Here is a 25,219-nt window from a genome sequence, read left to right on the forward strand (position 1 = left end):
CGCAGGCGTCCTGGACAACGGCATGTCACTATTTGTGTCATGAATATGGCGGGTATCCACTCGTGAAGCGAGTCCAGCGGCTCCATGCCCTCTCCGAGATGCTGCGCCGCAACGGATCGCGGGGTTGCTCAGCCGAGCGGCTGGCGCGAGAGTTCGGTGTGTCCGTACGCACGGTCAAGCGGGACCTCGCGGCGCTCGAGAGCAGTGGCGCGCCCGTATGGTCGCGTCCCGGTCCGGGCGGCGGCTACGGCTTGGCGTCAGGCGCGTCCCTGCCACCTGTCAGCCTGTCCCCGGCGCAGGCTGTGGCTCTCATGGCGGCCGTGTCCGCTGCACCCGATGCTCCGTACGCGGACCTCGCCGCAGCAGGTGTGCAGAAGATCCTGGATGTCCTCGATCCCAGGACCAGGGCACGAGCCGACGAGCTGGCCGGCCGCGTGTGGGTCACCACGATCCCCTCCTCGTCGCGCAGGATCAGGTCGGCCCTGGAGGAAGGGATGGCCGAGCAGCGGGTGGTCCGCATCCTCTACACCTCGAAGGACGGAACCACGTCCACCCGCGATGTCGAGCCCGTGCTGTTCGCGTCCAGGAACGGCCAGTGGTACCTCGTCGGGTGGTGCCGACTACGCGACGCCATGCGTTGGTTCGCCGTGTCGCGTATCGAGCGGGCCGACGTCACCACGATCACGTGCGGCGACCACACGGTCCACGAGGTCGGGGAGCCGCCGGCGAACGCCAGACCGGTGCACGGCCGGGGCGGATGAGGCACTCGGCCGGTCCCTCAGGCTCGTCGGGCACCGCTCGACGACGCGCGTCCCGCCGAGGGCCACAGCACGTCCAGGGAGTGCAGCGCGTGCATGCGCGCGATCGCGACGACGGCGGCGGCGCAGATCTCGGCGTCGCTCCCGGCGTCGTGGTGTTTGAACCCGCCGAGGCCGAGGGCTTTGGCGACGTGCGGCAGCTTGTTCACCTCGAGGCCGAGGAGCCGGCGGGCGAGGACCACCGAACAGTGGAACGGGTTCTCCGGCGCAGCCAGCCCCGACTCCGCACACGCTCCGCGAAGCACGGAACGGTCGAACGGCGCGTTGTGGGCCACGAACGGGTCTTCCCCGGAGAAATCCATGATGCGCCGCAGGCTCTCCGCCCAGCCCGGTGCCGTGCGGACGTCGGCGGGGCGGATGCCGTGGACGCCGATGTTGATCGGGGAGAACTCGCTGACGGCGCGCGGCGGCCTGATCAGCCACGACGTGGACTCGACGACGACGCCGTCCATCACCCTCGCCAGCCCGACGGCGCAGACCGAGCCGCGCTTGCTGTTCGCCGTCTCGAAGTCGATCGCCGTGAAATTGAGACCGTGCACTGTTTCTCCCTGACGCTGTCACCACCCGTTCCGGTGGCCCTGGACAGCCTAGCCGCCACCGGTCATTCCTCCCCCGAAGGACCGCCCTGTGGGTCGGTGCGGAAATGCTGACGTAATCCTGCCGACAAACGGCGCCTCGGCGCGACCGGCCCTTGAACCGCGACCGATAGGTTCGAGGTGATCGGGGCGGGGCTCAGCCTGCCCCGATCGCCAGGATGCGTGAGTGGAGCGGTAGGCGAACGGGGACCCGGATGTGCACGAGGACGACGCCATGAGTGCTGCCGCCGAGCCCCTGGACAGCGAGGCCGGCTACATCGAGCCGGAGGGCCTCGGCCTCCTGCGGCGCCGGGCCCCCGGCCAGTCCGTGATGGAGGAACTGTTCGCGGTGCGCGGCAGCAGTGACGCGCGGGGTGCCGTCGCCCGGTTCTTCGGTGTCTCCTTGCTCGATGCCGCGAGCCGCCCCTGGTACTGGGGTGCACTCGGCGAGCGCGCGGTGGGACGTACCCTCTCCGCCCTCGGCCCGGAATGGACGGTCCTGCACGCTGTTCCGGTCGGCGAGAGGTCGGCCGACATCGACCACGTGGTCATCGGACCCACGGGGGTCTTCACCCTCAACACGAAGCGACACCCCGGCCAGAAGATCTGGACGGCGAAGGGCACCTTCATGGTCGCCGGGACACGGTATCCCTACCTCCGGAACTCCGAGCACGAGGCGGTCCGGGCCGGGAAGCTCCTCTCGGCGGCGGTCCGCCACCACGTCACCGCGGAGGCCGCGATCGTCGTCGTCGGCGCGCAGCAGGTCACCGTGAAGGAGAAGCACCGGTCCGTCGCGGTACTCACCGAGCGCCAGCTGCTGCGCTGGATCACCCGCCGACCTGTCGTCCATACCCAGGAGCAGGTCGCCCTCTTGGCAGCGGCCGCAGCGCAGCCGTCGACCTGGCGGCGTGCGCCGTCGGAGCTCCGTGACCCCGCGGAGGTCGCGCGCTCCTTCGAGGCCCTGCACCGGCTGGTGGAACAGGCACGACGGCGGCGCGTCGGCTGGCTGCTCGCAATGCCGGCGGCCCTCGCGTCCGCCGTGGGCGCGCTGCCCTTCTGACCCTCCCGACCCGAAAGTCCTCCCGTGCTGCACTTCCCCTCGAAGAACACCGCCGCGCACACAGCCGACCGGGCCGAGGTGACCCGCCTGCATCAGCTGCTGGGTGATCATGTATGGGCGTTCAGCAACTGCCGGGCGGACGCCCCGCCCCTGCCGGTCGCCGAGGTGGACTGGCTGTTCTACAACTCCCTGAAGGGCACCTTCATCCTCAGTGAGTGGAAGCGGTTCCCGGCCGGGGTGCAGCGAGTCAGCGACGTCGGTGAACCGTGGGTCCTCGCGGGCGGCACGACGGTGGGCAATCCGGTCGAGCAGGTGGCCCGACAGCTCGACGCCGTCCGCAGAGTGCTCAGGCTCACGGTGGCACCGCTGCACTTCCCAGCGCTCGATCCGCACGACATCAATCCCTATCAGAGCGTGTACTCGCCACAGATCGGCCCCGGCACCGAGGTCGAGCGTCTCCGCTTCGGCGCCGTACACGGGTCACTGGAGGGACTGGTGGAGACCATCGAGCGGCGCTATACACCGACACCCCTGATTCTCTCGTCGCAACCGGAGCAGCTCGTCCTGGCCGGGACACTGGCCGACCTCTTCCGGTGCTCGGTGCCTGCGGCTGTACGCCGGAAGCTCGATCCCCCGGCTGCAGTGCCTGCTGCGCCCTCCCCTCGCATTGCAGCCATCCATCGCGAACTGGCCGCGCTGCACCTCGAACTGGCGTCACTGCTCGATCCGCAGCCGGTAGTGGCGGCTCCGGCTCCGATCTCAGCCTCCACGCTTGTTCCGGCGCCCCTGCTGTCGCAGGGAAATGATGTGCCGTCCTCGCTCATCGCCAAGGCGACGAAATCCGCGCCACCGGCGCCAGCCATAAAGGCGGCAAAGACCTCAGCCTCGGGTCACCTGAAGGGGCATGTGACCCGCCTCGTACCCGCGTCCAAGCCGACGTCGGACAATCTCCGGAATGCTTTCCTCGCCGCCCTGCAGGACGGCCAGCTCAAGAGCAGCGGCGTCCACATCGGCCTGTTCGGCTCCTTCGTGGGCCAACACCTCACTGGCGAGGTGAAGCTGACCGATCTCGCACCCGGTGGCTTGACCAAGTGGTGCCATGCCCAGGCCGAAGCAGCAGGAATCCGCATCGTCAAGGATGCCCGGGAGCCCTCCGTCGTCAGGACCGTCCGCCCGACCAACTCGCAGAAGGAAGCCGTATGACCCAGATCATCCACGACCGCCCGGAACAGCTCCAGATGATCCTGTCCGGACTCCTGCAAGGCGAGCACGCCGTTGCCGTCTACGACTGCATCGGAGTCGGGACGGGCTTTATCGGACTCACCAACCAGCGGGTGATCCTTCAGGACAAGAGCTTCGTGGGCAACAAGGTGGCCCTGACCTCCCTGCCCTACCGGAACATCCAGGCGGTATCGATGCTGACCAACAAGTCGATGCTCGGGAAGTTCGCATCCAGCTCCTCGATCGCCGTGTCGGCCGGATCGAAGGCCTTCGAAGCCGACTTCCGCGGCGATGAGAAGGCCAAGCACGCCCACGACGTGATCCTGTGGCACCTCATCAACAGGTGAACCAACCACGCAGCGCCCGCTACCTCACTGGGCAGGTCACCCCGGGCACGGCGTCTCACTGACCCCGTCCTATGCCAGCTCCTGGCAACTCGAGGTCGAAGCGGGGTGGCGATCAGGTCTACGCGACCGGACCGGCGTCAGCAGGGACATCGGTCCGCTACGCCTATCCCCAGCTCGCCCGGCGCATTCGCGTGGAGGACTGACCCACCACACCACGGTGATCCGGGGTGGTATTTTGGCCGGAGTGACATTCTTCTTCTCTCTGTGATCCAGAGTTCAGGCAGCGGTTCCCGTGCGCTTCCCCCGGAAGCGGTGATTTCGTGCGCCCTCGGAGGGAACTCCCCCGCGAGTTCCCCTCACACCCGGTCCCTCACCGAACTCACCCAGAGAAGATTCCATGCCCTCCACCTCACCCAACCCAGCAGCTGACTCGCCGCTGGCCAGGACTGACCTCCGTCCGGACTGCAGCAGCTGTTTCGCGCTCTGCTGCACAGCCCTCGGTTTCTCCCGCTCGGCGGACTTCGCCGTCGACAAGCCCGCAGGATCTCCCTGCCGGAACCTGGACTCCGACTTTTCCTGCACCATCCACGATCGTCTGCGGCCGCGGGGCTTCCGGGGGTGCACGGTCTTCGACTGTTTCGGCGCCGGCCAGAACGTCTCGCAGCATCTCTTCCGCGGTGTCAGCTGGAGGGAGGCACCAGAGACGGCGCTGGAGATGTTCGCGGCGTTCACGGTGATCCGGCAGCTCCACGAGATGCTCTGGTACCTGGCCGAGGCCGGCAGCAGGACGTACGACCCGGACACCCTGCACCGGGTCGACGACCTGCGGTCAGTCATCGAGGGCGCCATGGGTGATGGGGCCCAGCAGGTGCTCGCCCTGGACCTCGGTTCTCTTCACGCGCGCGTGCGCTCGACGCTGATGGACGTCAGCGATGAGGTCAGAGCGTCCTATCTCGCGACCGGGGACGATCATCTCGGTGCCACGCTCGTTCCCGGCGCGGATCTCATGGGTCAGAACCTCAGGTCCCGACCACTGCAGGGAGCGAACCTCCGAGGCACCTACCTCATCGCCGCCGACCTGCGGGAGTGCGACCTCTCCGGGGCGGATCTCCTCGGTGCCGATCTCCGGGATGCCCGTCTCGGAGGCGCCGATCTCGCCAGGGCCCTCTATCTGACGCAGTCGCAGCTCGAGGCCGCCGGGGGCGACTCGCGCACGCTCATCCCTGAGGACCTGCATGCTCCCGATCACTGGCGGGACTGAGTTCCGGCGCCCGCTTCGCCCAGCCCGTCGCCTGCTCGAACGCGTATGCCACCTGCAGCAGCTCCACGTCGCTGCCGTGCGGCATCACGATCTGCAGCCCCACCGGCAGGCCGTCCGCGCTGAACCCCGCCGGCACCGACACGGCGGGCAGACCCGTCGCGGAGATCAGGCAGGCGGAGCGCATCCAGTCGAGGTACGTCTCGAACGCGACGCCGTTCAGCGACGTCGGATACCGCTCGGCGGCGTCGAACGGGAGCACCTGCGCGGCCGGACTCACGAACACGTCGTACCGCCCGAAGTAGCGGCGCACACCGGCGTCGAGGTGGGTCCGGGCGACGGCGGCGTCGACGAGCTCCTGAGCCGTCAGCCGCTGCCCCTGCTCCACGTTCCAGCGGATCTCGGGCTTGATGGCCTCCCCGTGCCTGGCGACGAGGTCGCCCAGGCCGAGCACGAAGTCGAACGCCCGCGTGGTCCCGAACACCTGGTCGGCATCCCGCAGGTCCGGTGCCGCTTCCTCGACGATCGCCCCCAGTCCCGCGAAGACCTGCAACTGCCCCTCGAGGACGCGCAGCACCTCACGGTCCACCGGCACGTCGAGCCCGAAGTCCGGCGACCAGCCGATCCGCAGACCGGTCAGGTCCCGTTGCAGCCCGGCGCCGAACGAGCCCCGCACGGGGTAGGCGAACGGGATCGCCGGATCGGCCCCGGCGATCGCCGTCATGCCCAGCGCGATGTCCTCGACGTCCCGCGCCATCAGCCCGTTGCGGCTCAGCCACGCCCGGGCGTTGCGCGTGGGCAGGGACGGGATGACGCCGATCGACGGCCGGTACCCGACCACGTTGCAGAACGACGCCGGGACGCGCAGCGAGCCGCCCATGTCGCTGCCGTCCCCCAGCGGCTGGATGCGGGCTGCGATCGACGCCGCCACTCCCCCGCTGCTGCCGCCGGCGCTGCGGCTCGTGTCGTAGGGGTTGACGGTGGTCCCGAACACCTCGTTGAACGTGTGCGAGCCGGCGGCGAACTCCGGCACGTTCGTCTTGCCCGTCGTGACCACTCCGGCCCCCTTCAGGCGCCCGATGATGAGGTCGTCGAACGTCGGCACGAAGTCCCGGAAGATCGTCGAGCCCTGCGTGGTGCGCAGGCCCCGGGTGTTGTGCGTGTCCTTGTGCGTCATCGGCAGCCCGTGCAGCGGCGGCAGGTCCGCGCCCGACGCCGTCAGCTCGTCGGCCGCGGCTGCGAGCGCGACGGCGCCCTCACGGTCCTCGGTGATCACCGCATTGATGCGCCCGTTGACGGCGTCGATCCGGGCGACGTGCGCGTCCAGCGCCTCCCGCGCGGACACCTCGCGACTGCGGATGGCACCGGTCAGCTCGACGGCGGACAGTTCGTGCAGCGCACCGCTCACGCAGTGCCCACCTTCGACAGCAGTGCCGTCATGGCGGCCCGGACGCCGGTGGTCAGCGTCGGCTCGATGGCCGGTGCGAAGTACGGCGAGTGGTTGCCGGGCACGGGGCCGTCGCCGTCGAGCAGTCCCTGCGGGTGCCCGCCGAAGAACCAGTAGACGCTCGGCACGCCGATGGCCTCGGCGAGGAGGCCGAAGTCCTCGCTGCCCATCACGGGCGGGGACTCGATGACGGCGTCCTCGCCCAGAACCTCGCCGAGTGCCACCATGAGATCCTCGGTGGCGGCGGGGTCGTTGTAGCACTGGGGGAAGCTGGTGATCTCCTCGATCACGGGCTCCGGCGCCCCCGACGCCGTGGCCTCGGCGCCGATGATGCGTCGCAGCGAGCCGAGCACGCGCTCGCGCACGTCGACGTCGAACGTCCGCACGTTGACGGTGAACTCCGCCGACGCCGGGATGATGTTCTCCTTCAGGCCGCCGTGGAAGGTGCCGATGGTGACGACCGCCGACTTCATGGGGTGCACCTCGCGCGCCACGATCGTCTGGATCCGGACGACCATGTGCGCGCCGAGCACAATGGGGTCGATCGACTCGTCCGGCTGCGACCCGTGCGCCTGCCGGCCGTGCACGGTGACCTTCCAGGAGTCGGCCATCGCCATGGCCGTGCCCTTGCTGATGTTCACCGTGCCGTTCACGCCGGGCCACACGTGCTGCCCGTAGATGATGGACGGCACGGGCGCCTTGTCCCACAGCCCGTCCTCCACCATCGCCTCCGCGCCCTCGCCGGTCTCCTCGCCGGGCTGGAAGATGAACACCACCGTGCCGGCCCAGGCGTCGCGGTTCTCGGTGAGCAGCTGTGCGGCGGTGAGGCCTACGGTCACGTGGGTGTCGTGGCCGCAGCCGTGCATCACGGGGACCTCCGTGCCGTCCGCGAGGGTGCCCGTCGTCGTACTCGCGTAGTCCAGCCCGGTGTCCTCGGCGATGGGCAGGCCGTCGGTGTCGGCACGGTAGCCGACCACGGGTCCGTCGCCGTTGCGGAGGATCCCGACGACGCCGGTCCCGCCGCACAGGAACGTCTCGAGCCCGAGGTGGTTCAGCTTCTCGAGGATGAACGCGGCTGTGTGCGTCTCCTGCATGGAGAGCTCGGGATGAGCGTGCAGGTGGCGGTACAGCTCGTGCATGGCAGTGGTGTGGGCATCGGTGAGCTCGAAGGCGTCGGTGTCGAAGGTCATGGTGTCCTTTCGGGCGAGCAGAGACGAAGCTTGGTCGACGAGCGTCGTGGTCGCGTCGGGATCACGTCGCTCGCGGCGCCCACGGGTCCTCGCTCGATGCGATCAGCTGTGTGCCGATCAGCGGGTCCCGCTGCGGTCCGTTCCGGATCTTCTCATGGGGCACGCCCGTGCGGGTGTTGCGCGACAACGACGAGCACTAAAATAATGCCCGACCGCCCGTATCGGTCATGGTCCCATTGCTAGAAGGTGTGAAATGGGCGTGGAGCTCAGGGTGAAGAGGGGTATGCCGTCGTCCCACCACGGCGGCAGCGAACGGGTACGCGATCTCGCCACGGAACTGGCCGAGCTCGCCCGATCCCTGCAGCGCGAAACGGACTCGGACGCGATCATCGCCGGGTTCGTCCACGCCGCCATCGACCTGATCCCCGGGGTCGACGAAGGCTCCGTGAGCATCGTCCTGGGACGCAGGAACATCGGATCCCGGGGCGCCTCCGGGGACCTGCCCGCACGCATCGACGCACTGCAGATGGAAACCGGTGAGGGCCCGTGCCTGGAAGCGGCCTACGAGCACACCACGATCCGGGTCCCCGACATGGCGCACGAAACGCGGTGGCCGCTCTTCGCGCAACGCGCCACGCAGGCCGGCGCCCGGGGCATGCTCTCCATCCAGCTGTGGGTCGAGGGCGACGACCTCGGCGCCCTGAACCTCTACTCGTACCGGGCCGGCGCCTTCACCGACGAGTCCGAGAACATCGGCCTGCTGGTCGCCTCCCACGCCTCCGTCGCGTTCGCCGAGGCCGAGAAGAACCGCCAGCTACGGGAAGCGGTGAACTCCCGGGACGTCATCGGCCAGGCCAAGGGCATCCTCATGGAACGGCACAAGATCACCGGCGAGCAGGCGTTCATCGTGCTGTCCATGGCCAGCCAGCGCAACCACCTGAAACTCTGGAAGGTCGCCGACCACCTCATCAGCAGCGGCGAACTCCCCGGAACGAAGACCGCACGACGCGGAGGGACATCCGACCAACCCGTGCAGCGATGAACCAGCGGATTCACCGGGTCCTGCTGGTCTGGTCCCGGCGTCCTGGCGTCGTCGGCGACGGCCATGGCCGGCTCGGCTCGTCGTTCAGTTCGCCCGGGCAGCCAGGGGAACGGTGAGCAGGACGCGCGTTCGGTGGTCGGGGGTGTGCGAGATCGACAGCGTGCCGTCGCAGAGTTCGGCGTGGCGCCGCATCTCCGTCAGGCCGAGGCCGAAGGACTGATCGGCGGTCGCGGAGCCACCGTCGGTGATTCCCATCTCGAGGCGGTCTGGAAGGGCCTTGAGCGTGATCGAGAGGGCCTGTAGCGGACCATGCCGGAGGGCCGTGGACAAGCCTTCCTGGAGAACGGCCCGCACGTGCTGGGCCAGCGTCGGGTCGATGGCGTCGAGGGGCCCGGAGAGGTGAAGGACAGGCTGAAGCGCATCGACTTCGGCTGTTTCGGCCACGAGCGCGAAGATGTCGGCGCTGAAGGTGGGTGTGAGCTGGGGAACCAGTCGCAGCGAGGAGATGGTATCCCGCAGTTCCCTGATCGTGGCATCCAGTTCCGCGGTCACGAGACCGACACGTGCGAGTGCGTCAGGGTTCGAGAGGTGTTTGCGCAGGCTCTGCAGGCTCAGACCCGCAGCGAACAGGCGTTGAATGACCAGGTCATGGAGATCGCGGGCAATCCGGTCCCGGTCCCCGAACACCACGTCGTGTTCCCGCTGCCGGTGGGCCTGCAGCAGTTCCAGGGCCAGCGACACGTGCGAGGTGAACGTCTGGACCATCTCATGGTCGACGTCGATGAACGGGGACTCCGCCCGCCGGACGAAGAGGATGTATCGCCGCTCCCCGGGCCCGGCGAGACGGACGCACAGCGCCGTCGTCGGGGCAGCAGGCGAGGAGCCGGGAAGCAGTCGGTCGATACCCTCGGGAGTCAGGAGCAGCGGAGGTCCTACCACTGTCAGGTTCTTCAACACCGACGGAAACTCCCAGGACGATTCAAGGAGGGATTCGGCGCCCATGCCCTCGGCTGCCTCGCACAGGAGCCCGCGCCGATCGCCGAGTTCGCGAAGAACCAGGGCGAGGTCACCCTGCGATGCCCGCAACCCGTGAAAGACGACGGTCTCGGCCGCGCTCCTGGCCGGGCTGGTCTGCTCGAGGATCTCGTGGACCGCGTCGAGGCCGCCCCCGAGCCACCGTGTGCGGCGTATCGAGTGGTCGAACAGGTAGGAGTTCGCGATCGCGACGGCGGCAGCTGCGGCGAGGGTACGGAGGAGTTGTCGGTCGGTATCGGTGAAAGCTGCTCCTCCGTACTTCTCGGTGAGGTACAGGTTCCCGAAGACCTTGTCCCGGATCCGGATGGGGACGCCGAGGAAGGAGCTCCCCTCCGGATGCTGCGCGGAGAACTCGGCTGCCCGCTCGCGTGGGGGCACTGGCCGCCGGTCAGCGCCCAGCACGCCCACGGCCCCGCCGCCCTGGGGCGGTGATGTGCTTCTTCCGATCTCACCCTTCTCGACTGCGACGGTGATGAACGTACTCAGCAGCAGGTCGGGACCGATCACGCCCAGCGCCCCGTACCGTGCGTCCACCAGTTCACAGGCGGCTGATGCGACCCGTTCAAGGACAACACCCAGGTCGATGTCCTCGGCCATCGCATCGAACGCTCCGATCAGGGCACTGACGCCGACGGGCAGTTCGGAGGCACCTTCCCCGTCCGCCGCAGAAGCCTTGCGACTGCGCTCAGCCCTCGGTGCCACGGGACGCCCCCACTCCGGTCACGATGCACAGGCCTTGTTCCTCCCCCATGGTTCCACGCCGCCGAGGTCGGCCCACTACCCGGGCGCTACCCGACTTCCGATTGCCGGAATGTCCCCGTCCGCCGCCACCCTCATACCTACCCGAGGTCGAAACATCATCGACGTAGCACCGCTTTGGTTGTCAACGGGTCCATAGTTAGCCCATGACAAGTCCATACACCCGTGGTGGTTCCTTGAGCAGCGGAGCGTCCCGGGAGCACATCGAACGAGCCCTGGTGGACCACGGAGCCACCGATGTCTGCTTCGGTCACGACGGGAAGCGGAGCGCGATCGCCTTCCGGGGTGGAGGGCGGCAATTCCGCATCGTTGTCTCGGTGCCCGGAGCAGACGGGGCCGGGAGCCTCCGGGACGACGCACCGCGAGGCGTCCTCCGCGAGGCGGAGGCAAAGGACTTCGAGCGCACCACCCGCAGGACGTGGTACGCCATGACCCTGCTGATAGACGCCAAACTGGGAGCGGTCGCGGCGGGCATCGCCACGCTGGAATCGGAATTCCTGGCCCATGTGGTTCTGCCCGGTAACCGCACGGTACTCGATGCACTCGAACCGATCATCGAGACCGCGTACCGGTCCGGCCGGTATCCCGCGCCAGGCGATTCCCTGCTCCCCCTCATTCCGGAATAGTGAATTCCGCGAGAGCATTCCGGCATCGGGCGGCCGGGTAGTGGAGTTGTTCGCGCGGAACTGATAGGACAGAAGTCAGTGGACTGTCGTTCGACCCGAGAAAGCTGAACAATGAATGACCCCTCATCCCTGAATGAGATCGCCCCGATCATCGGGCGCACCCAGGGGGTCCTGCTGACCGAGCAGACCGCGCAACAAGCGGTCTCCGCCCTGGCAGCGGCGGCCAAGGAAGCGGTTCCCCATGCGGTCGGCGCCGGCGTGAGCCTCATCAAGGACAACAAACCGACCAGCGTCGGGGCGACCGACCGCCTTGTGCTCCAGGCGGATGAGCTCCAGTACGACCTGGGCGACGGGCCGTGCCTGAGCGCATGGTCCGAGGGCAAGGCCATGTACATCGAGGACACGGAGACCGATCGACACTGGCATGACTGGAGCGCGTCAGCGGTCAGCGCCGGCATCCGCTCCTGCTACAGCGTCCCCCTCCAGGAGGGCCCGCGCAGGCTCGGCGCAATGAAGATCTATGCTGCAACGCCTGACGCGTTCACGAGCCAGGACCAGCACATCCTGGCTCACCTCGCGCTCTCTGCTGCGGTCCTCCTCGGACACATCCAGGCCAACGACACCCCGCAGCGCCTCAGCGAGAAGTTCAAGGAAACCTTGCGGACCAGGGACACGATTGCCATCGCCCGGGGAATCATCATGGAACAGCACGACGTGCCCGAGGACGAGGCCCTCACCTACCTCCTGGAGAGGGCCGGGGACGAAGGCATCTCACTGCGTGACGTCGCACGGATCGTCCTCCTGCGCGATGGGCGTCCGAAACGATCCGGTGGTACACCGTGAACCCGAACGACCACACGAGCACCGTCGACGACGCTCAGCGTCGACAGATCGGCGATGCCATGACGCAGGCCGGTCTGTCCCTGCCCGAGGTGTGGCTCCATTACTTCTCGATCACCGGCAGCGTCGACGAGTACGAGATCGACGCCTACCTCAACCGCATGATCGCCCTACCTCCCATGGAGTGCGACAAACTCGCCCACGCCATCAACGAGCTCATCGACGACATCCCACCGAAACTACGCGCTCCCCTCCGCCACGAGATCACTTTTGATCGGCCGGAACGCGGGTGACCCATGGGACAGTGGGCGCACCGTGGAGGAGTGTTGTCTCCTAGGATGCAGGCATGGACAATCCGATCAGCGTTCTGAAGGACATCACACACTCCCTGCACGAGCTGATGCTGTCCGAGGACAGCGTGGAAGTCTTTCTCCAGGAACTGGCGTACCTCGCCGCCCGGGCCTTCAGCGCCACCGTGCGCGTGGAGTGCGGTATCACCTACCAGCCGGCGCACGGCGGCGTTCTTACTGTTGCCTCGAGCAGTGCCGCCGTCGTGCTCATGGACGAAGCGCAATACGCCACCGACGACGGCCCGTGCCTGCACGCACTCCGCACCGGTGAGAGCACGGATGTTCAGGACGTCACCACTGATCTCCGGTGGCCCGTATTCTTCGGCGCCGTCCAGCACGTCGGATTCCGTTCGGTGCTCGGCACCCGCCTATGGGTCGGTGAGCTTGGGGCGGCGGCACTGAACCTCTACGCCAACGGTCCCGGCTTCTTCGACCAGCCGATGCAGGACGCCGTGAACGACTTCGCACAGCAGGCCGGGAGCACCCTGCAAGTGATGCTGCGCGGACAGGGCGCAAAGCAGCACGCACTGAATCTGCAGGCTGCGATGGCCTCCCGCACCATCATCGACCTGGCCGTCGGCATCATCATGGGGCAGAACCGCTGCTCCCAGGTCGCGGCGTTCGGGATCCTCAAGGACGCGTCGAACCACCGGAACCTGAAACTGCGCGTCGTCGCTGAACAGCTCATCGGCACGGTGACCGATGAACCCGCCAGCACCCACTTCACCGATGGAGCAGGACCAACTGCTTCCTCCTCCCGCCCCGGCACCTAGACCGCAGGCCCCACGTCCCTGCGCGAACCACGCCGTCCGTCCGGCTGGAGCAGAAATTGCTGCGCTGGGACTGGTGGAGTCCCATCTCCTCCTGTAGCCACCCCGGTGCGATACCCCGTTTACGAAACGTTCACGAATCCCGCTGATGCCTGCCTAGTGTTAGTGCGGCAGATCACGAAACCGTTTACGTAAACCGTTTACGCCGAACCGGAAAGGGGCGACACATGGTGACCATCCGGGACGTGGCACACCACGCGGGCGTGTCCCCCGCCACCGTCTCACGGGTCGTCAACGGTCTCGTCGGTTACTCCGAGGAGACGCGCCAGCGCGTCGAGGAGGCCGTGGCGCGGCTGAACTACGAGACCGACTCCCTGGCTCGTGGTCTGAAGACACGGCAGACGTCGGTGATCGGCCTGCTCGCCCCCATGGTGTCCGACGCCCTGGCCTCCGAGGTCATGCGCGGCGTCGAGGAAGCCGCCCGCGAGCGCGGGTACGCGGTGATGCTGGGACGAACGGGATCACAGTCGGTCTTCATCGACGGCTACCTGCGGACGCTGCGCACCTACCGGGCCGCCGGGGTCATCCTGATCTCCGCCGTCATCAGCCAGCAGATGCGGCAGGTCCTCGGACCGAACATCCCGATCATCTCGGTCGCGATCAGCGACAGGTCCGGCTCCCCGAGCGTCTCGATCGACGACGAACGCGCAGCCTACGACGCCACGCGGTACCTGCTGCACCTGGGCCACGTGCGGATCGGCCTACTGGCCGGGGACCCGTCGTCGGTGTTCGTCGCACATCCCCGCCGGCGCGGCTACGAACGCGCCATGACGGAGGCCGGCCTCACGCCCGTCGTCGCCCACGGGACGTTCTTCTACGACAGCGGAGCCCCCGGCCTCGACGACCTGCTGCGGCAGGATCCGGATCTCACGGCGGTCTTCGCGGTCAGTGACGAGATGGCCGCCGCCGTGGTGAACGAGTTGCAGGAGCGCGGACGGCGCGTCCCCGACGACGTCTCGGTCCTCGGCTTCGACAACACGTCGACGTCACAGCACGTCCACCCACCGCTCAGCACCGTCGCCCAGCCCCTCGAGGACATGGGCAGAACCGCTGTCCGGAAGCTCCTGCGCGCCCGTGACCTCGGGCCGCGCATCGTGCCGCACTCGATCGTCGCGCGCGGCTCCACCGGTCCACCCCGCCCGTAATACCAGTCCGATCCGATTCACCACTCGCAAGGAGCACTACATGAGGCAACGACGCCATGCCCGGCACATCCTGCTCGGGACCGCAGCACTGACCATCTCCGTCCTCGCCCTCACGGGGTGCGGGGCAGGCGGCAGCGACGCCGAGCCGCAGCAGGAGCAGGATGCGGCGGCGGCCTTCGAGGGCCGTGGTCCGATCAACTACGTCTCGTCGCGCGACGCATCAGGTGCCGCAGAGGACAGCATCGCCAAGTGGAACGCGGAGCACCCTGACGAGCAGGTCACGTTCATCGAGCTGCCCGACTCCGCCGACCAGCAGCGCCAGCAACTCGTGCAGAACGCGCAGATCGAGTCGGAGACCTTCTCCGTGCTGAACCTCGACGTCGTGTGGACCTCGGAGTTCGCCGCGAACCAGTGGATCATGCCGCTGCCCGAGGACGCCCTGCCCACGGACTCAATGATCCCCGCCACGGTCGACGCCGCGAGCTACCGCGACACCCTCTACGGCGCCCCGTACTACACGGACGGCGCCCTGCTCTACCACCGCTCCGATCTCCTGGAGGCGGCCGGCATCGATGGTCCTCCCACCACGTGGGACGAGATGACGGCGGCCTGCGAGAAGGTCCTCGCCCTCCCCGAGGCCGCCGACATGTCCTGCTACGCCGGCCAGTTCGACAAGAACGAGGCCCTGACGGTGAACTTCACCGAAGCCGTCGGCTCCGCGGGCGGCCAGGTCTTCGACGCCGAGGGCAACCCGACCGTGGACACCCCGGAAGCCCTCGCGGGCCTCACCCAGCTCACGGAGGCCTTCGAGGAGGGCCTGGTCCCCAGCGACGCCATCACCTACCTCGAGGAGCAGGGGCGCCGCGCCTTCCAGGACGGCGACGTCGTGTTCCTGCGCAACTGGCCCTTCGTCTACTCCTCGCTGACCGCGACGGACGGCTCCAGCAGCGTCGTCGACAAGTTCGGCATCAGCGCCATCCCGGGCATCGGCGACAATCCCGGCGTCTCCACCCTGGGCGGCAGGAACCTCGCTGTCTCGCCGTTCACCGAGAACAAGGCCACCGCCCTGGACTTCATCACGTTCTTCACCAGCGAGGAGGAGTCGGAGGCGCGCCTGGACAAGAGTTCACGCGCTCCCGTCTACCCCTCGCTCCTCGAGGACCCCGCCGTCGTCGAGCAGCGGCCGTTCTACCCCACCCTCCTCGAGTCACTCGAGAAGGCACAGCCCCGCCCGAAGGTGGTCCAGTACGGCGCGACCACCACGGCCATCCAGGAGGAGGCGTACGCCGCCCTCACCGGAGAGAAGGACCCCGAGACGGCCCTGGCCGACATGCAGGCCAAGCTCGAAGAACTCTCGGCCGAATAGGCACCACCGTGGCCGCCGGCGCGCCGGCGGCCACGGCCCCGTTCCCACGACGACTCCCTGAGGACCCCATGAGTACCACCACCCCGGCGCGCCCGCGCCCGTCTGCCCCGGGCAGCACCCCCGCCGGAGAGCGCAAGCCCGGCGGCCGAACCTCCGGGGAAGGCCGGATGGCGGCGATGCTGCTCTCCCCCACCCTGCTGGTGCTCGCACTGGTGATCGCCTACCCCCTCATCTCCGCCGTCCACCAGTCGCTCTTCCGGGAGTCCTCCGGGCTGGACGAGAACGGCTTCGTGGCGCAGGGCGAGACCTTCGTCGGTCTGGGGAACTACGCCGACCTGTTCGTCGGCGAAACCGGAGCACGGTTCCTCAACGCCCTCGCCAACACCACCTTCTTCACCCTGACCACCGTCGCCCTGGAGACGGTCCTCGGCCTCTGCCTCGCCCTCGCGATGAACCGGGCATTCAGGGGACGCGCGTTCCTGCGTGCAAGCATCCTCATCCCGTGGGCCATCCCGACGGCCGTCTCGGGCCTGCTGTGGCGCTGGATCTTCCAGTCCGACGGCATCGCGAACAACCTGATCGGCAGCGAGATCCTCTGGACGGCGGAGGGCTTCCAGGCGAAGGCCGCCGTCATCATCGCCGAGGTCTGGAAGACGGCGCCGTTCATCGGGCTGCTCGTCCTGGCCGGCATGCAGATCATCCCCGAGGAGGTCTACGAGGCAGCCCGCATCGACGGAGCGGGCTGGTGGCGCCAGCTCGGGTCGATCACCCTGCCGCTGGTGAAACCCACCCTGCTCGTCGCGGTCCTCTTCCGGCTCCTCGACGCCCTCCGCATGTTCGACCTCCCGTTCGTGCTGATCGGGCCGGGCAAACGATCCGTCGAGACCCTCTCCATGCTGGCGTGGGACGAATCGAATCAACTGCGCTACGGCTCGGCGTCCGCTTTCGCCGTCATCCTGTTCCTCTACGTGGCGCTCGTCGCCATCGTGTTCGTGAAGCTGCTCGGCGCCGACGTCGCCGGAACCAAGGAGGTGCGTGCCCTCCGCAAGGTCGGCCGTGCCCGGAAGGCAAAGGCCGTCTGATGACCCAGATCCCCGTTCTCACACCCACGGAAGCGCCCGACGACGCCCCGCAGCGCCGGCCGAAGAAGCGCAGCCGGATGAAGTACCTGACGTACCTCGGCCTCGTGGCCATCTTCGTCTACTGCCTGTCGCCGTTCTACTGGATGCTCGTCTCGAGTTTCCGCCGGACGTCCGACATCTTCGACAACACCCTGCTCCCCCAGCCGTTCTCGGCCGAGAACTACCTCAAGGTCTTCGACGGCTCCACGCTCTTCGGCAAGGCCCTGCTCAACAGCCTGATCGTCGCCGGCATCACGACGACGGCGGCGCTGGTGCTCGGCATCTTCGCGGCATACGCGATCTCCCGTCTGGACTTCCGCTTCAAGTCCGTCATCCTCGGCGTCATCATCGCGACGTCCATGTTCCCCGGCATCTCCGTCGTCGTGCCCCTGCTGCGGCTCTTCACGGACATCGGCTGGATCAATACGTACCAGGCGATGATCGTGCCCAACCTGTCCTTCGCCATCCCCCTCGCGGTCTGGAACCTCACCACCTTCATGAAGTCGCTGCCGTTCGACCTCGAGGAGGCGGCGATGATCGACGGCTGCACCAAGTGGCAGGCGTTCCGCAAGGTGCTGCTGCCCCTGGCCGCGCCCGGGGTCTTCACGACGGCGATCCTCACCTTCATCCACAGCTGGAACGAATTCATCATCGCGTTGTCGATGGTCAACGACCCCAACCTGCAGACCGCCACCGTCGCCATCTCGAAGTTCACGGGAGCCACCGAGTTCCAGGCGCCCTTCGGGGAGCAGATGGCAGCCGGCGTGATCGTCACCATCCCCCTGGTGATCATGGTGCTCATCTTCCAGCGTCGCATCGTCGAGGGCCTGACCTCCGGGGCCACGAAGTGAGCGGACCCGCTCCCGCCCACACGCGGGGCTGGTGGCAGGACGCCGTCGTCTACCAGGTCTATCCGCGCTCCTTCGCGGACGGCGACGGCGACGGCGTGGGCGACCTCTCCGGTCTGCTGACCCGCCTGCCCTACATCGCGTCCCTCGGCGTGGACGGCATCTGGATGACGCCGTTCCAGCCCTCCCCGCAGGTGGACCAGGGCTACGACGTCAGCGACTACTGCGGCGTCGACCCGCTGTTCGGGACCATGGCGCAGTTCGACGCCCTGCTCGACGCCGCACACGCCCTCGGGCTCCGGCTCTTCCTCGACGTGGTGCCCAACCACTGCTCCTCCGAGCATCCGCTGTTCCAGGCCGCCGTCGCGGCGGGCCCCGGCTCCCCCGAGCGCGCCCTGTTCCACTTCGCGGACGGGGCCGACGGCGACACTCCTCCGAACAACTGGCAGAGCGTCTTCGGCGGCCGCGCCTGGAGCAGGGTGGACCCCGGATCGGACACGGACCAGCAGTGGTACCTGCACCTCTTCGCGCCGGAGCAGCCGGACTGGAACTGGCGGAATCCCGAAGTGGGCGACTACTTCGAGGACGTGCTCCGGTTCTGGTTCGACAAGGGCGTCGACGGCCTGCGTATCGACGTCGCCCACGCGCTGTTCAAGGCCGAGGGCCTGCCGGACAGCGCCAGTACCACTGCGGTGGTGGACGGACTGCGCTCGAACCCGCAGGTCTCCGACCAGGAGGAGGTGCACGAGGTCTACCGGCGGTGGCGCCGCCTCGCCGCGTCCTACGCCCAGGAGCGGGTGCTGGTCGGGGAGGTGAACCTCGAGCCCCACCGCGCCGCCCGCTATACCCGGCACGACGAGATGCACCAGGCCTTCGCGTTCTCCTTCGCCAAGCTCCACTGGGATGCGGCCGTGTGGGCCGCCGTCGGGACCGACCTCGAAGCCGCCCGCAGGGAGCACGGGGCGCCGCCCACCTGGGCGCTCGAGAACCACGACCTCGTCCGGTCCGCCACGCGGTTCGGCGGCGGTGACCGTGGTGCCCGGCGTGCCCGGGCGGGCCTGCTCGCCGTCCTCGGCTTGCCCGGCGGCGCGTACATCTACCAGGGCCAGGAGCTGACACTGCCCGAGGTCGAGGTGCCGCTCGAAGCCCGGGTGGACCCGATGTGGACGCGGGGCGGCGTGTCACGCGACGGCGCCCGGGTGCCGCTGCCGTGGACCGTCGCGCCGGACGGCACGTTCGGCTTCTCCTCCGCGGACGCTTCGGAGCCCTGGCTGCCGGCGCCGGAGACGTGGGGTTCGCACTCCGTCGAGGCCCATCACGGCCGCGACGGGTCGACCCTGCACCTCGTCAGGACCGCCCTCGCACTGCGGAGGGAGCTGACCGAGAAGGAGGTCCTGTCGCCCGACGACGGCGGCAGCTGGCGTGTCGAGGACGGCGGCCTGCTCGTCTGCGAGCGGTCGGACCGCTTTCTCGTCGCCGTCGCGATGGGCGATGGGCCCGCGCGCCTCCCCGCCGGCGACGTCGTGCTGGCCTCCTCGCCTCTGACGGCGGAGGGGCTCCTCCCGCCCGACGCCGCGGCCTGGGTGTTGGCGTGGGACCGGTAGCCTGAGGCAATGAAACTCCTGGCAGACCTCCCCCCGTTCATCTACGGCACCACGCGGCTCGGGCACGACGACGTCCCCCGCGAGCAGCAGGCGCACATGGCGCGCACGGCGATCGACGCCGGCCTCTGGCTCCACACCTCGCGCCAGTACGACCACGCCCTGGAAGTCCTCGGCGCGGCGTTCGAGGAGAACCGCAGCAAGGTCCCGCCGGTGATCGTGAAGCTGGGCGGCGGGACGGCCGACGACGTCCGCGCCACCATCGCCGAGAACATCGAGCCCCTGGGCATCCGGTCCATCGACATCGGGCAGCTCACCGGCGTCGGCGCCTTCGCCGACGATATGCCGTCGGGCGGGCCCACGCTCGCCGAGCTGCAGCGCATCAAGGACGAGGGACTGGTGAGGCGCTTCGTCCTCGAGATCTTCCCGTGGACGTCGGAAGCCCCGCTCAAGGCGCTGCTGGCCGGGCACCTGGACGGGCTGGTCGACGGCTACATCTTCTACCTCAACCCGCTGCAGCGCTTCGCGTCGAACGAGCTGTGGGACGAACTGCTGGCGCAGGACAAGGCCATCATCTCGATGCGCACCGTTGCCGGCGCACCCGTGCAGGCGCTGCGGGACGTCCCGGGTGCCGCGTGGAAGCCCTACCTCCAGGAGCGTGCCGTCGAGGTGGCCCCGATCTTCGAGCGCTCCGGCATCGAGAGCTGGGCCGAGTTCTGCATCCGCTTCGCACACAGCACTCCGCAGGTGGTCTCCACGGTCGGCTCGGCGAGCCGCGAGGAGAACCTGCGGGAACTGCTCGCCTGCAGCCGGGACATCACGCCCCTGCCGCAGGACATCGTGGACGAGCTGTTCGCCCTGCACCGGCACTGGTCGGACGAGACGGACATCCACGCGGAGCTGTGGAGCATGTAGATTCCTGCTGAACTACGACGGCGGGGCAGTCACCTGAGGTGACTGCCCCGCCGTCGTCGTCTTCAGAACATCGTGCTACTCGCAGGCGACCCCGTCGCCGTCTCGGTCGAGCTTCGGCTGGAAGCCAGGGCTGCCCGCGTAGATGGGAGCCGCGCCGGCCGCGCGGACAGCGTCGCAGTTCGCGTAGGGAGCCACCGGAGCCGGTGCCACCGGTGCTGGCGCCACGGGTGCGGGAGCGACCGGGGCAGGTGCCACCGGTGCAGGCACGACGGGGGCGGGTGCAACGGGCGCGGACGCCGGAGCGGGAGGTTCCACGGGCGCCGGTGCCGGCGTCTCGACCGGTGCAACCGGTTCCGCGACCGACGGCGCGATCTGGTTGGTCGGCGCGAAGATGCCGTTGCAGTCGGCAAGAACGGTCGCCATGGCGTCGTACTCGGCCTGCGTGACCCACAGGGTGTAGGTGGCCTTGACCGAGATCTGCCTGGCCACGTACTCGCAGCGGTAGCCCTTGTTCGGCGGCAGCCAGGTCGCGGCGTCGCCGTCGCTCTTCTGCTGGTTGATGGGGCCGTCCGTGGACTGCAGGTTCAGCGGATCGTTCGCGAACGCGACGCGCTGGTCGAAGGTCAGCTGCTGGGCGCCCTTCTGCCATGCGTCCGAGAGCGCGACGACGTGGTCGATCTGCACCTCGCTGCTGGTCGCCTGGCCGCGCAGGAACGGGATGGTGGTCCCGGTGTAGGGATCGGCCAGGACGCCGGACTGCACCTTGCAGGGCACCGAGTTGGCGTGGACGATCTCCGTGAGGTCGCGGTTCAGCATGTCGTTACGGGTGTCGCAGCCGTTGCGGTCCACGTCGAGCCACGCCTGCCCGAATTCCTCGCGGTCGTACCCGGTCTTCGGGGCCCGACCCCTGATGGGCAGCGTCTCCAGCACGGCGAGCGCGGTGGTGTTGAAGGCAGGCTGGTCCGACGGCGCGCGGGGCACCCCGTCCGCCTCGGGAACGGTGTCGGAATCCAGCGGGGCGACGTCCGACGGCGTCGGACTCGGGGTGGGCGACGGTGTCGGCGTCGCGGAGGGAGTCGGCATGGCCGACGGCGTCGATGGGTCGGACACCGCTGCAGAGCCGGATCCGGTGGTAGCCGCCGGAGCAGTGTCCAGGGCCGTCGCACTGGCGCACCCACTGAGGAGGGCGAGGGCGGCCGCCCCGGCGAAAAGCTGCGTGGACCAGCGCGCTGTGAAAGGCCTGGACTTTTTCTGGCCAGGCGAATGCGAGAAAGAACTGATGGAGACCCCCGGGGCTGGCGGTGACGTCGAATGATCAGACAGTCATCGTGATGAGACAAGTGAACGAAGAATACAGGGCGCGTCACTAGCACACCGGCGGCCGGCCCGTCGTGTCGAAGCTCCTATGTGGACAACTGAGGTCAATGCTTGGCGAGACCGTCCGGCGATCGCCAGGGACAATGTGCTCCGGAGACATTCTTTGACCCTCCGATTTCCGCTCTCTGAACCACGCAAGAAGACCGAAGCTGACCCACCGGGCACACACGTGGGCCCGACCACGCCCGAGCTAGAATGCTGACGATGAGAACTGAACAGGCTGGACTGGTTTGATGACGAGTGGCAACTCCGGAGGTTCCAGACGTCCGCCCACCACCCAGGCCTTCGTGCTCGCAGAGCTTCGGCGCGCGATCATCGCAGGCGAGTTCCTGCCCGGGCAGCCCCTGCGCCAGGATGCGCTGGCCGAGCGATTCGGCGTAAGCCGCGTGCCCTTGCGGGAAGCGCTGAAGACCCTCGAATCCGAGGGGCAGGTCGTCTATGAACCCCACCGTGGCCATCGGGTTGCCACGCTTTCCCTCGCGGACCTGCTGGAGGTGTATCGGATCCGGCAGCTCCTCGAAGGAGAGGCCGCGCGGGTCGCACTGGCGAAGAATCCCGACGGCGCCGTCCTGAACAACCTGAAGGTCGCTGCCCGGGATGTCGAGACGGCGAGCAGCGAGGGCGACCTGCTGAGGATGACCGAGGCGAACCGGCGGTTCCACTTCGTGCTCGTGGAGGCAGCCGGGATGCCGCGTCTGGAACGAGTCATCAAGATCCTGTGGGACGCCACCGACGCCTATCGGTTCGTGTACTACGGGACGCCTTCCAACCGCTCACGGGTGGAGCATGAACACGCCCTGATGATCGACGCCTTCGCTGAACGGGACGCCGAGAAGCTCATCCTCCTGCTCGATGAGCACCGCGAGCACGCCGTCAAGGCTCTGCGGACGTTTCTGGAAGCCGAGTCTCCCCGGGAGGGCGGGCCACAAGGGGCCTCCTGACCGAAAGCATGTGACGAGGGTTACATTTTGCCCTCGAATTGTATACAGTCTCCAGAGAGGTGCACCGAAGGACCTCGTTCCGCCCATCGAATCGGAGATGCTTCCCTTGGCTGACTGGCTTGGATTGAAGGAGCAACGCGTGCTGGTGGCCGGTGCCGGCGGCATCGGCGCGGCCTGCACCGATGCCTTCCTCGAGGCCGGTGCACGGGTGATGGTCGCGGATCAGAGCGCCGAACGCCTGGCAGGTCTTGCCGGCACCGCCGGCATCGTCACCGCCGATCTCACGACCACGAGCGGCTGTGAGCAGGCCGTGCACGCCGCCCGGACGGAACTCGGCGGCCTCGATGTCCTCGTCCACGCCGTCGGCATCAACAACCGTGTGCCCATTCTCGACACCACGGATGAGGACTGGGACAGGATCATGGCCGTCAACCTGTCCAGCGCCTTCCTCCTCGGTCGGGCAGCGGGCGGGGTCATGGTCGACGCCGGGTACGGCCGGCAGGTCTACTGCTCCTCCGTGTCGGGCCTGCTCGCCCACGCCGACCACGGGCCCTACGCCGCGAGCAAAGGTGGGTTGAACCAGCTCGTACGCGTCATGGCGCGTGAGTGGGCAGCCAGTGGGGTGACAGTCAATGCGATCGCACCCGGCTACGTCGAGACGGACCTGACCACCGCCCATCTCGGACGGCCGGGCATTCGAGAGCACTACACGGACCTCGTGCCGGCCGGCCGCTTGGGCACCGTCGCAGACCTCACCGGCCCGGTGCTCTACCTCGCCTCCCGGCAGGCCGCATTCGTCACCGGGCACGTCCTGTATGTGGACGGGGGCCGGACCCTTGTCTGACGCCACCGGGCACGCCACGCCGCAGACCGCAGGGCGGTTCCCGCTCCTGATCCCGGCCGAGCTCTCCGACGAGCAGCGTGCCGTGTATGACTCCATCGCGGGACCCCCGCGCGGCAACGGCGCCTTCACGATGATCTACGACGACGGCTCCCTGGCGGGCCCGTTCAACGCGCTGCTCTTCGCCCCGGCGATCGGCGACGCCGTCCAGGCATTGGGTGCGGTCCTGCGCTTCGGCGGGACCCTCGACGGGCGGCTGCGCGAACTGGTCATCTGTGCGATCTCCGCGGAGCTCGACTCGGCGTACGAGTGGTACGCCCACAGCCGGGTGGCGATGACGGTCGGCGTCAGCGAGACCGAGTTGGACCACCTCCGGAACGGCACTGTGCCGCCCACCCTCTCCCCCGCCGAACGCGCCGCCCTGGACTTCACCGCGGCGCTTCTCCGCCAGACCGCTGTCAGCGAGGAGATCCACGCCGGGGTCCTCGAGCACTTCGGCCACCCGGGGGTCGCGGAGCTGTCCCTGCTCATCGGCTACTACCGCATGCTCGCCGGGCTGCTCGCGGCCGGGGACGTCCCCGCGCCGGGCCCCGGACCCTGAGCCCCGCTCCACCACATCCGTTTCGCTGACAACCCCGCAATCACCAACGACAGAGGAGAAACCCCATGAGTACGAGACGAAGCAGGACGCGTCTTTGCGCAGCAGCCCTGATCGCGCCCGCCCTGTTCCTTTCCGCCTGCGGCAGCCCCGAGCCCAGCTCCGGTGGCGGCGGTGCCGACGCCGGGGAAGGAGGGTCGCTGTCCATCGCGACCGGCGGCACCGGCGGCGTCTACTACCCCCTCGGCGGAGGCTTCGCCACGGTGATCCGCGACAACGTCGAAGGCTACGACGCGACGGTGCAGGAAACCAACGCGTCCGTGGACAACATGCTCCTCATCGAGAACGGCTCCGCCCAGCTGGCCTTCTCGGTGGGCGACGTGGTGTCCGACGCGGTGGAGGGCGCCGGCGAGTTCGAGGGCAACCCCATCGACATCTGCTCGCTCGGCAACATCTACAACAACTTCATGCAGGCCGTCAGCGTGGACGGAACCGGAATCCAGTCCGTCAAGGACATGGAAGGGAAAGTCGTCTCCGTCGGGGCTCCCGGCTCCGCCACCGAGGTCGCAGCGCTGCGCATCCTCGAAGCCGCCGGCATCGACCCCGAGACCGGGGTGGAACGCCGGCAGCTAGGCGCCGCGGAAACCGTGGCCGCCCTGCGCGACGGCACCATCGACGCCGGATTCTGGTCCGGCGGCCTTCCCACGGGTGCGCTCATCGACCTCGCGAGCGACGGCGACATGGTGCTCGTTCCCATCGGCGAATACGCGGAGCCCCTGGCCTCCGAGTACGGCGACTACTACGTCGCGGAGGACATCCCGGCCAACACCTACGAGGGCCAGACCGAAGCCGTCCCCGCCATCGCCTCACCGAACCTGCTCGTGACCAGCCCGTCGATGGACGAGCAGCTCCAGGAGGACATCACCCGGGCGATCTTCGACAACGAGGAAGCCCTCGTCCAGGTCCACCCCGCCGCTGTCGAGCTCGATGCCGCCACTGCCGGCGACATCTCCTACATCGACACCTGCCCGGGCGCCCAGGCCTACTTCGACGAGGCCGCGGGCTAGG

Annotated in this window: 26 protein-coding genes; 21 read left to right on the forward strand and 5 right to left on the reverse strand. The window is 68.3% G+C overall.

Annotated features, from left to right (window positions below; translation table 11 throughout):
* Nucleotides 1-62 precede the first annotated feature (62 nt).
* Entirely contained in the window at nucleotides 63-761 is a 699-nt protein-coding gene (locus ACSGDB_RS00915; RefSeq protein ID WP_434992070.1) for a helix-turn-helix transcriptional regulator, read from the forward strand.
* A gap of 17 nt (nucleotides 762-778) precedes the next feature.
* Here the strand turns inward: ACSGDB_RS00915 and ACSGDB_RS00920 are convergent, their stop codons facing one another.
* Complete coding sequence (locus ACSGDB_RS00920; RefSeq protein WP_434992072.1) at nucleotides 779-1,357, reverse strand: 3'-5' exonuclease; 579 nt, start codon at nucleotides 1,355-1,357, stop codon at nucleotides 779-781.
* A 271-nt stretch (nucleotides 1,358-1,628) separates the two neighbouring features.
* On the opposite strand from ACSGDB_RS00920, the gene ACSGDB_RS00925 reads away from it, so the two are divergent.
* The 4 genes from ACSGDB_RS00925 to ACSGDB_RS00940 all read left to right on the forward strand — a co-directional run bounded on the left by ACSGDB_RS00925 (nucleotide 1,629) and on the right by ACSGDB_RS00940 (nucleotide 5,282).
* Nucleotides 1,629-2,453: a nuclease-related domain-containing protein gene (locus ACSGDB_RS00925; RefSeq protein ID WP_434992073.1), complete on the forward strand. Its 825-nt coding sequence runs from the start codon at nucleotides 1,629-1,631 to the stop codon at nucleotides 2,451-2,453.
* Nucleotides 2,454-2,477: 24 nt separating this feature from the next.
* Nucleotides 2,478-3,656, forward strand: a complete 1,179-nt coding sequence (locus ACSGDB_RS00930; protein ID WP_434992075.1) for a hypothetical protein — start codon at nucleotides 2,478-2,480, stop codon at nucleotides 3,654-3,656.
* A complete protein-coding gene (locus ACSGDB_RS00935; protein ID WP_434992077.1) occupies nucleotides 3,653-4,021 on the forward strand; it encodes a PH domain-containing protein in 369 nt (122 codons plus the stop codon). The genes ACSGDB_RS00930 and ACSGDB_RS00935 overlap by 4 nt, the downstream gene beginning before the upstream one ends.
* 397 nt (nucleotides 4,022-4,418) lie before the next feature.
* Nucleotides 4,419-5,282, forward strand: coding sequence for a pentapeptide repeat-containing protein (locus ACSGDB_RS00940; RefSeq protein WP_434992079.1), 864 nt, complete (start codon nucleotides 4,419-4,421; stop codon nucleotides 5,280-5,282).
* Here the strand turns inward: ACSGDB_RS00940 and ACSGDB_RS00945 are convergent.
* Nucleotides 5,239-6,687: an amidase gene (locus ACSGDB_RS00945; protein ID WP_434992081.1), complete on the reverse strand. Its 1,449-nt coding sequence runs from the start codon at nucleotides 6,685-6,687 to the stop codon at nucleotides 5,239-5,241. The two genes, ACSGDB_RS00940 and ACSGDB_RS00945, sit on opposite strands and share 44 nt — an antisense overlap.
* A complete protein-coding gene (locus ACSGDB_RS00950) occupies nucleotides 6,684-7,916 on the reverse strand; it encodes an amidohydrolase (protein WP_434992082.1) in 1,233 nt (410 codons plus the stop codon). Before ACSGDB_RS00950 ends, ACSGDB_RS00945 begins: the two co-directional genes overlap by 4 nt.
* 253 nt (nucleotides 7,917-8,169) lie before the next feature.
* On the opposite strand from ACSGDB_RS00950, the gene ACSGDB_RS00955 reads away from it, so the two are divergent.
* Complete coding sequence (locus ACSGDB_RS00955) at nucleotides 8,170-8,958, forward strand: GAF and ANTAR domain-containing protein (protein ID WP_434992084.1); 789 nt, start codon at nucleotides 8,170-8,172, stop codon at nucleotides 8,956-8,958.
* A gap of 84 nt (nucleotides 8,959-9,042) precedes the next feature.
* Here the strand turns inward: ACSGDB_RS00955 and ACSGDB_RS00960 are convergent, their stop codons facing one another.
* Nucleotides 9,043-10,695 (reverse strand): GAF domain-containing sensor histidine kinase, encoded by a 1,653-nt coding sequence (locus ACSGDB_RS00960; RefSeq protein ID WP_434992086.1) that lies wholly within the window; start codon nucleotides 10,693-10,695, stop codon nucleotides 9,043-9,045.
* A 485-nt stretch (nucleotides 10,696-11,180) separates the two neighbouring features.
* Here ACSGDB_RS00960 and ACSGDB_RS00965 point away from each other — a divergent pair, with 485 nt between their 5' ends.
* The 10 genes from ACSGDB_RS00965 (at nucleotide 11,181) to ACSGDB_RS01010 (ending at nucleotide 20,394) form a co-directional block, all read left to right on the forward strand.
* Nucleotides 11,181-11,378, forward strand: a complete 198-nt coding sequence (locus ACSGDB_RS00965; RefSeq protein WP_434992087.1) for a hypothetical protein — start codon at nucleotides 11,181-11,183, stop codon at nucleotides 11,376-11,378.
* A 111-nt stretch (nucleotides 11,379-11,489) separates the two neighbouring features.
* Nucleotides 11,490-12,221: a GAF and ANTAR domain-containing protein gene (locus ACSGDB_RS00970; protein ID WP_434992088.1), complete on the forward strand. Its 732-nt coding sequence runs from the start codon at nucleotides 11,490-11,492 to the stop codon at nucleotides 12,219-12,221.
* Nucleotides 12,218-12,511, forward strand: a complete 294-nt coding sequence (locus ACSGDB_RS00975; protein ID WP_434992089.1) for a hypothetical protein — start codon at nucleotides 12,218-12,220, stop codon at nucleotides 12,509-12,511. Before ACSGDB_RS00970 ends, ACSGDB_RS00975 begins: the two co-directional genes overlap by 4 nt.
* A gap of 53 nt (nucleotides 12,512-12,564) precedes the next feature.
* Complete coding sequence (locus ACSGDB_RS00980) at nucleotides 12,565-13,341, forward strand: GAF and ANTAR domain-containing protein (protein ID WP_434992092.1); 777 nt, start codon at nucleotides 12,565-12,567, stop codon at nucleotides 13,339-13,341.
* 224 nt (nucleotides 13,342-13,565) lie between these two features.
* On the forward strand, nucleotides 13,566-14,543 hold the full coding sequence (locus ACSGDB_RS00985) for a LacI family DNA-binding transcriptional regulator (protein ID WP_434992093.1): 978 nt from the start codon (nucleotides 13,566-13,568) through the stop codon (nucleotides 14,541-14,543).
* Nucleotides 14,544-14,583: 40 nt separating this feature from the next.
* Entirely contained in the window at nucleotides 14,584-15,909 is a 1,326-nt protein-coding gene (locus ACSGDB_RS00990) for an ABC transporter substrate-binding protein (RefSeq protein ID WP_434992094.1), read from the forward strand.
* A gap of 68 nt (nucleotides 15,910-15,977) precedes the next feature.
* Nucleotides 15,978-16,991 (forward strand): carbohydrate ABC transporter permease, encoded by a 1,014-nt coding sequence (locus ACSGDB_RS00995; protein ID WP_434992095.1) that lies wholly within the window; start codon nucleotides 15,978-15,980, stop codon nucleotides 16,989-16,991.
* Nucleotides 16,991-17,881 carry a carbohydrate ABC transporter permease gene (locus ACSGDB_RS01000; RefSeq protein ID WP_434992096.1) on the forward strand — a complete coding sequence of 297 codons (891 nt, stop codon included), beginning with the start codon at nucleotides 16,991-16,993 and terminating at the stop codon, nucleotides 17,879-17,881. The genes ACSGDB_RS00995 and ACSGDB_RS01000 overlap by 1 nt, the downstream gene beginning before the upstream one ends.
* Nucleotides 17,878-19,482: an alpha-amylase family glycosyl hydrolase gene (locus tag ACSGDB_RS01005; RefSeq protein WP_434992097.1), complete on the forward strand. Its 1,605-nt coding sequence runs from the start codon at nucleotides 17,878-17,880 to the stop codon at nucleotides 19,480-19,482. The genes ACSGDB_RS01000 and ACSGDB_RS01005 overlap by 4 nt, the downstream gene beginning before the upstream one ends.
* A gap of 9 nt (nucleotides 19,483-19,491) precedes the next feature.
* A complete protein-coding gene (locus ACSGDB_RS01010) occupies nucleotides 19,492-20,394 on the forward strand; it encodes an aldo/keto reductase (RefSeq protein WP_434992098.1) in 903 nt (300 codons plus the stop codon).
* A gap of 75 nt (nucleotides 20,395-20,469) precedes the next feature.
* Here ACSGDB_RS01010 and ACSGDB_RS01015 read toward each other — a convergent pair whose 3' ends face one another.
* Nucleotides 20,470-21,477, reverse strand: coding sequence for a GmrSD restriction endonuclease domain-containing protein (locus ACSGDB_RS01015; RefSeq protein WP_434992099.1), 1,008 nt, complete (start codon nucleotides 21,475-21,477; stop codon nucleotides 20,470-20,472).
* On the opposite strand from ACSGDB_RS01015, the gene ACSGDB_RS01020 reads away from it, so the two are divergent.
* From ACSGDB_RS01020 to ACSGDB_RS01040, 5 genes are all read left to right on the forward strand, one after another.
* Nucleotides 21,476-21,709, forward strand: a complete 234-nt coding sequence (locus ACSGDB_RS01020; protein WP_434992100.1) for a hypothetical protein — start codon at nucleotides 21,476-21,478, stop codon at nucleotides 21,707-21,709. The two genes, ACSGDB_RS01015 and ACSGDB_RS01020, sit on opposite strands and share 2 nt — an antisense overlap.
* A gap of 295 nt (nucleotides 21,710-22,004) precedes the next feature.
* Nucleotides 22,005-22,712 carry a GntR family transcriptional regulator gene (locus tag ACSGDB_RS01025; RefSeq protein ID WP_434992101.1) on the forward strand — a complete coding sequence of 236 codons (708 nt, stop codon included), beginning with the start codon at nucleotides 22,005-22,007 and terminating at the stop codon, nucleotides 22,710-22,712.
* A gap of 139 nt (nucleotides 22,713-22,851) precedes the next feature.
* Nucleotides 22,852-23,556: an SDR family NAD(P)-dependent oxidoreductase gene (locus tag ACSGDB_RS01030; RefSeq protein ID WP_434992102.1), complete on the forward strand. Its 705-nt coding sequence runs from the start codon at nucleotides 22,852-22,854 to the stop codon at nucleotides 23,554-23,556.
* Entirely contained in the window at nucleotides 23,549-24,154 is a 606-nt protein-coding gene (locus ACSGDB_RS01035) for a carboxymuconolactone decarboxylase family protein (protein ID WP_434992104.1), read from the forward strand. Before ACSGDB_RS01030 ends, ACSGDB_RS01035 begins: the two co-directional genes overlap by 8 nt.
* Before the next feature lie 65 nt (nucleotides 24,155-24,219).
* Nucleotides 24,220-25,218, forward strand: a complete 999-nt coding sequence (locus ACSGDB_RS01040) for a TAXI family TRAP transporter solute-binding subunit (protein WP_434992105.1) — start codon at nucleotides 24,220-24,222, stop codon at nucleotides 25,216-25,218.
* Nucleotide 25,219 lies beyond the last annotated feature (1 nt).

This window comes from Arthrobacter sp. Ld5 (genome assembly GCF_051172775.1).
Taxonomy (GTDB): domain Bacteria; phylum Actinomycetota; class Actinomycetes; order Actinomycetales; family Micrococcaceae; genus Arthrobacter_D.

What these genes read in the sequence shown, in the direction of transcription:
- ACSGDB_RS00940 (WP_434992079.1), top strand. Translation starts at nt 4,419, where the DNA reads ATGCCCTCCACCTCACCCAACCCAGCAGCTGACTCGCCGCTGGCCAGG.
- ACSGDB_RS00970 (WP_434992088.1), top strand. Translation starts at nt 11,490, where the DNA reads ATGAATGACCCCTCATCCCTGAATGAGATCGCCCCGATCATCGGGCGC.
- ACSGDB_RS00955 (WP_434992084.1), top strand. Translation starts at nt 8,170, where the DNA reads ATGGGCGTGGAGCTCAGGGTGAAGAGGGGTATGCCGTCGTCCCACCAC.
- ACSGDB_RS01015 (WP_434992099.1), bottom strand. Translation starts at nt 21,477, where the DNA reads ATGCCGACTCCCTCCGCGACGCCGACACCGTCGCCCACCCCGAGTCCG.
- ACSGDB_RS00950 (WP_434992082.1), bottom strand. Translation starts at nt 7,916, where the DNA reads ATGACCTTCGACACCGACGCCTTCGAGCTCACCGATGCCCACACCACT.
- ACSGDB_RS01040 (WP_434992105.1), top strand. Translation starts at nt 24,220, where the DNA reads ATGAGTACGAGACGAAGCAGGACGCGTCTTTGCGCAGCAGCCCTGATC.
- ACSGDB_RS00965 (WP_434992087.1), top strand. Translation starts at nt 11,181, where the DNA reads ATGACCCTGCTGATAGACGCCAAACTGGGAGCGGTCGCGGCGGGCATC.
- ACSGDB_RS01010 (WP_434992098.1), top strand. Translation starts at nt 19,492, where the DNA reads ATGAAACTCCTGGCAGACCTCCCCCCGTTCATCTACGGCACCACGCGG.
- ACSGDB_RS00935 (WP_434992077.1), top strand. Translation starts at nt 3,653, where the DNA reads ATGACCCAGATCATCCACGACCGCCCGGAACAGCTCCAGATGATCCTG.
- ACSGDB_RS00985 (WP_434992093.1), top strand. Translation starts at nt 13,566, where the DNA reads ATGGTGACCATCCGGGACGTGGCACACCACGCGGGCGTGTCCCCCGCC.
- ACSGDB_RS01025 (WP_434992101.1), top strand. Translation starts at nt 22,005, where the DNA reads ATGACGAGTGGCAACTCCGGAGGTTCCAGACGTCCGCCCACCACCCAG.
- ACSGDB_RS00980 (WP_434992092.1), top strand. Translation starts at nt 12,565, where the DNA reads ATGGACAATCCGATCAGCGTTCTGAAGGACATCACACACTCCCTGCAC.
- ACSGDB_RS01020 (WP_434992100.1), top strand. Translation starts at nt 21,476, where the DNA reads ATGGCCGACGGCGTCGATGGGTCGGACACCGCTGCAGAGCCGGATCCG.
- ACSGDB_RS00995 (WP_434992095.1), top strand. Translation starts at nt 15,978, where the DNA reads ATGAGTACCACCACCCCGGCGCGCCCGCGCCCGTCTGCCCCGGGCAGC.
- ACSGDB_RS00990 (WP_434992094.1), top strand. Translation starts at nt 14,584, where the DNA reads ATGAGGCAACGACGCCATGCCCGGCACATCCTGCTCGGGACCGCAGCA.
- ACSGDB_RS00925 (WP_434992073.1), top strand. Translation starts at nt 1,629, where the DNA reads ATGAGTGCTGCCGCCGAGCCCCTGGACAGCGAGGCCGGCTACATCGAG.
- ACSGDB_RS01000 (WP_434992096.1), top strand. Translation starts at nt 16,991, where the DNA reads ATGACCCAGATCCCCGTTCTCACACCCACGGAAGCGCCCGACGACGCC.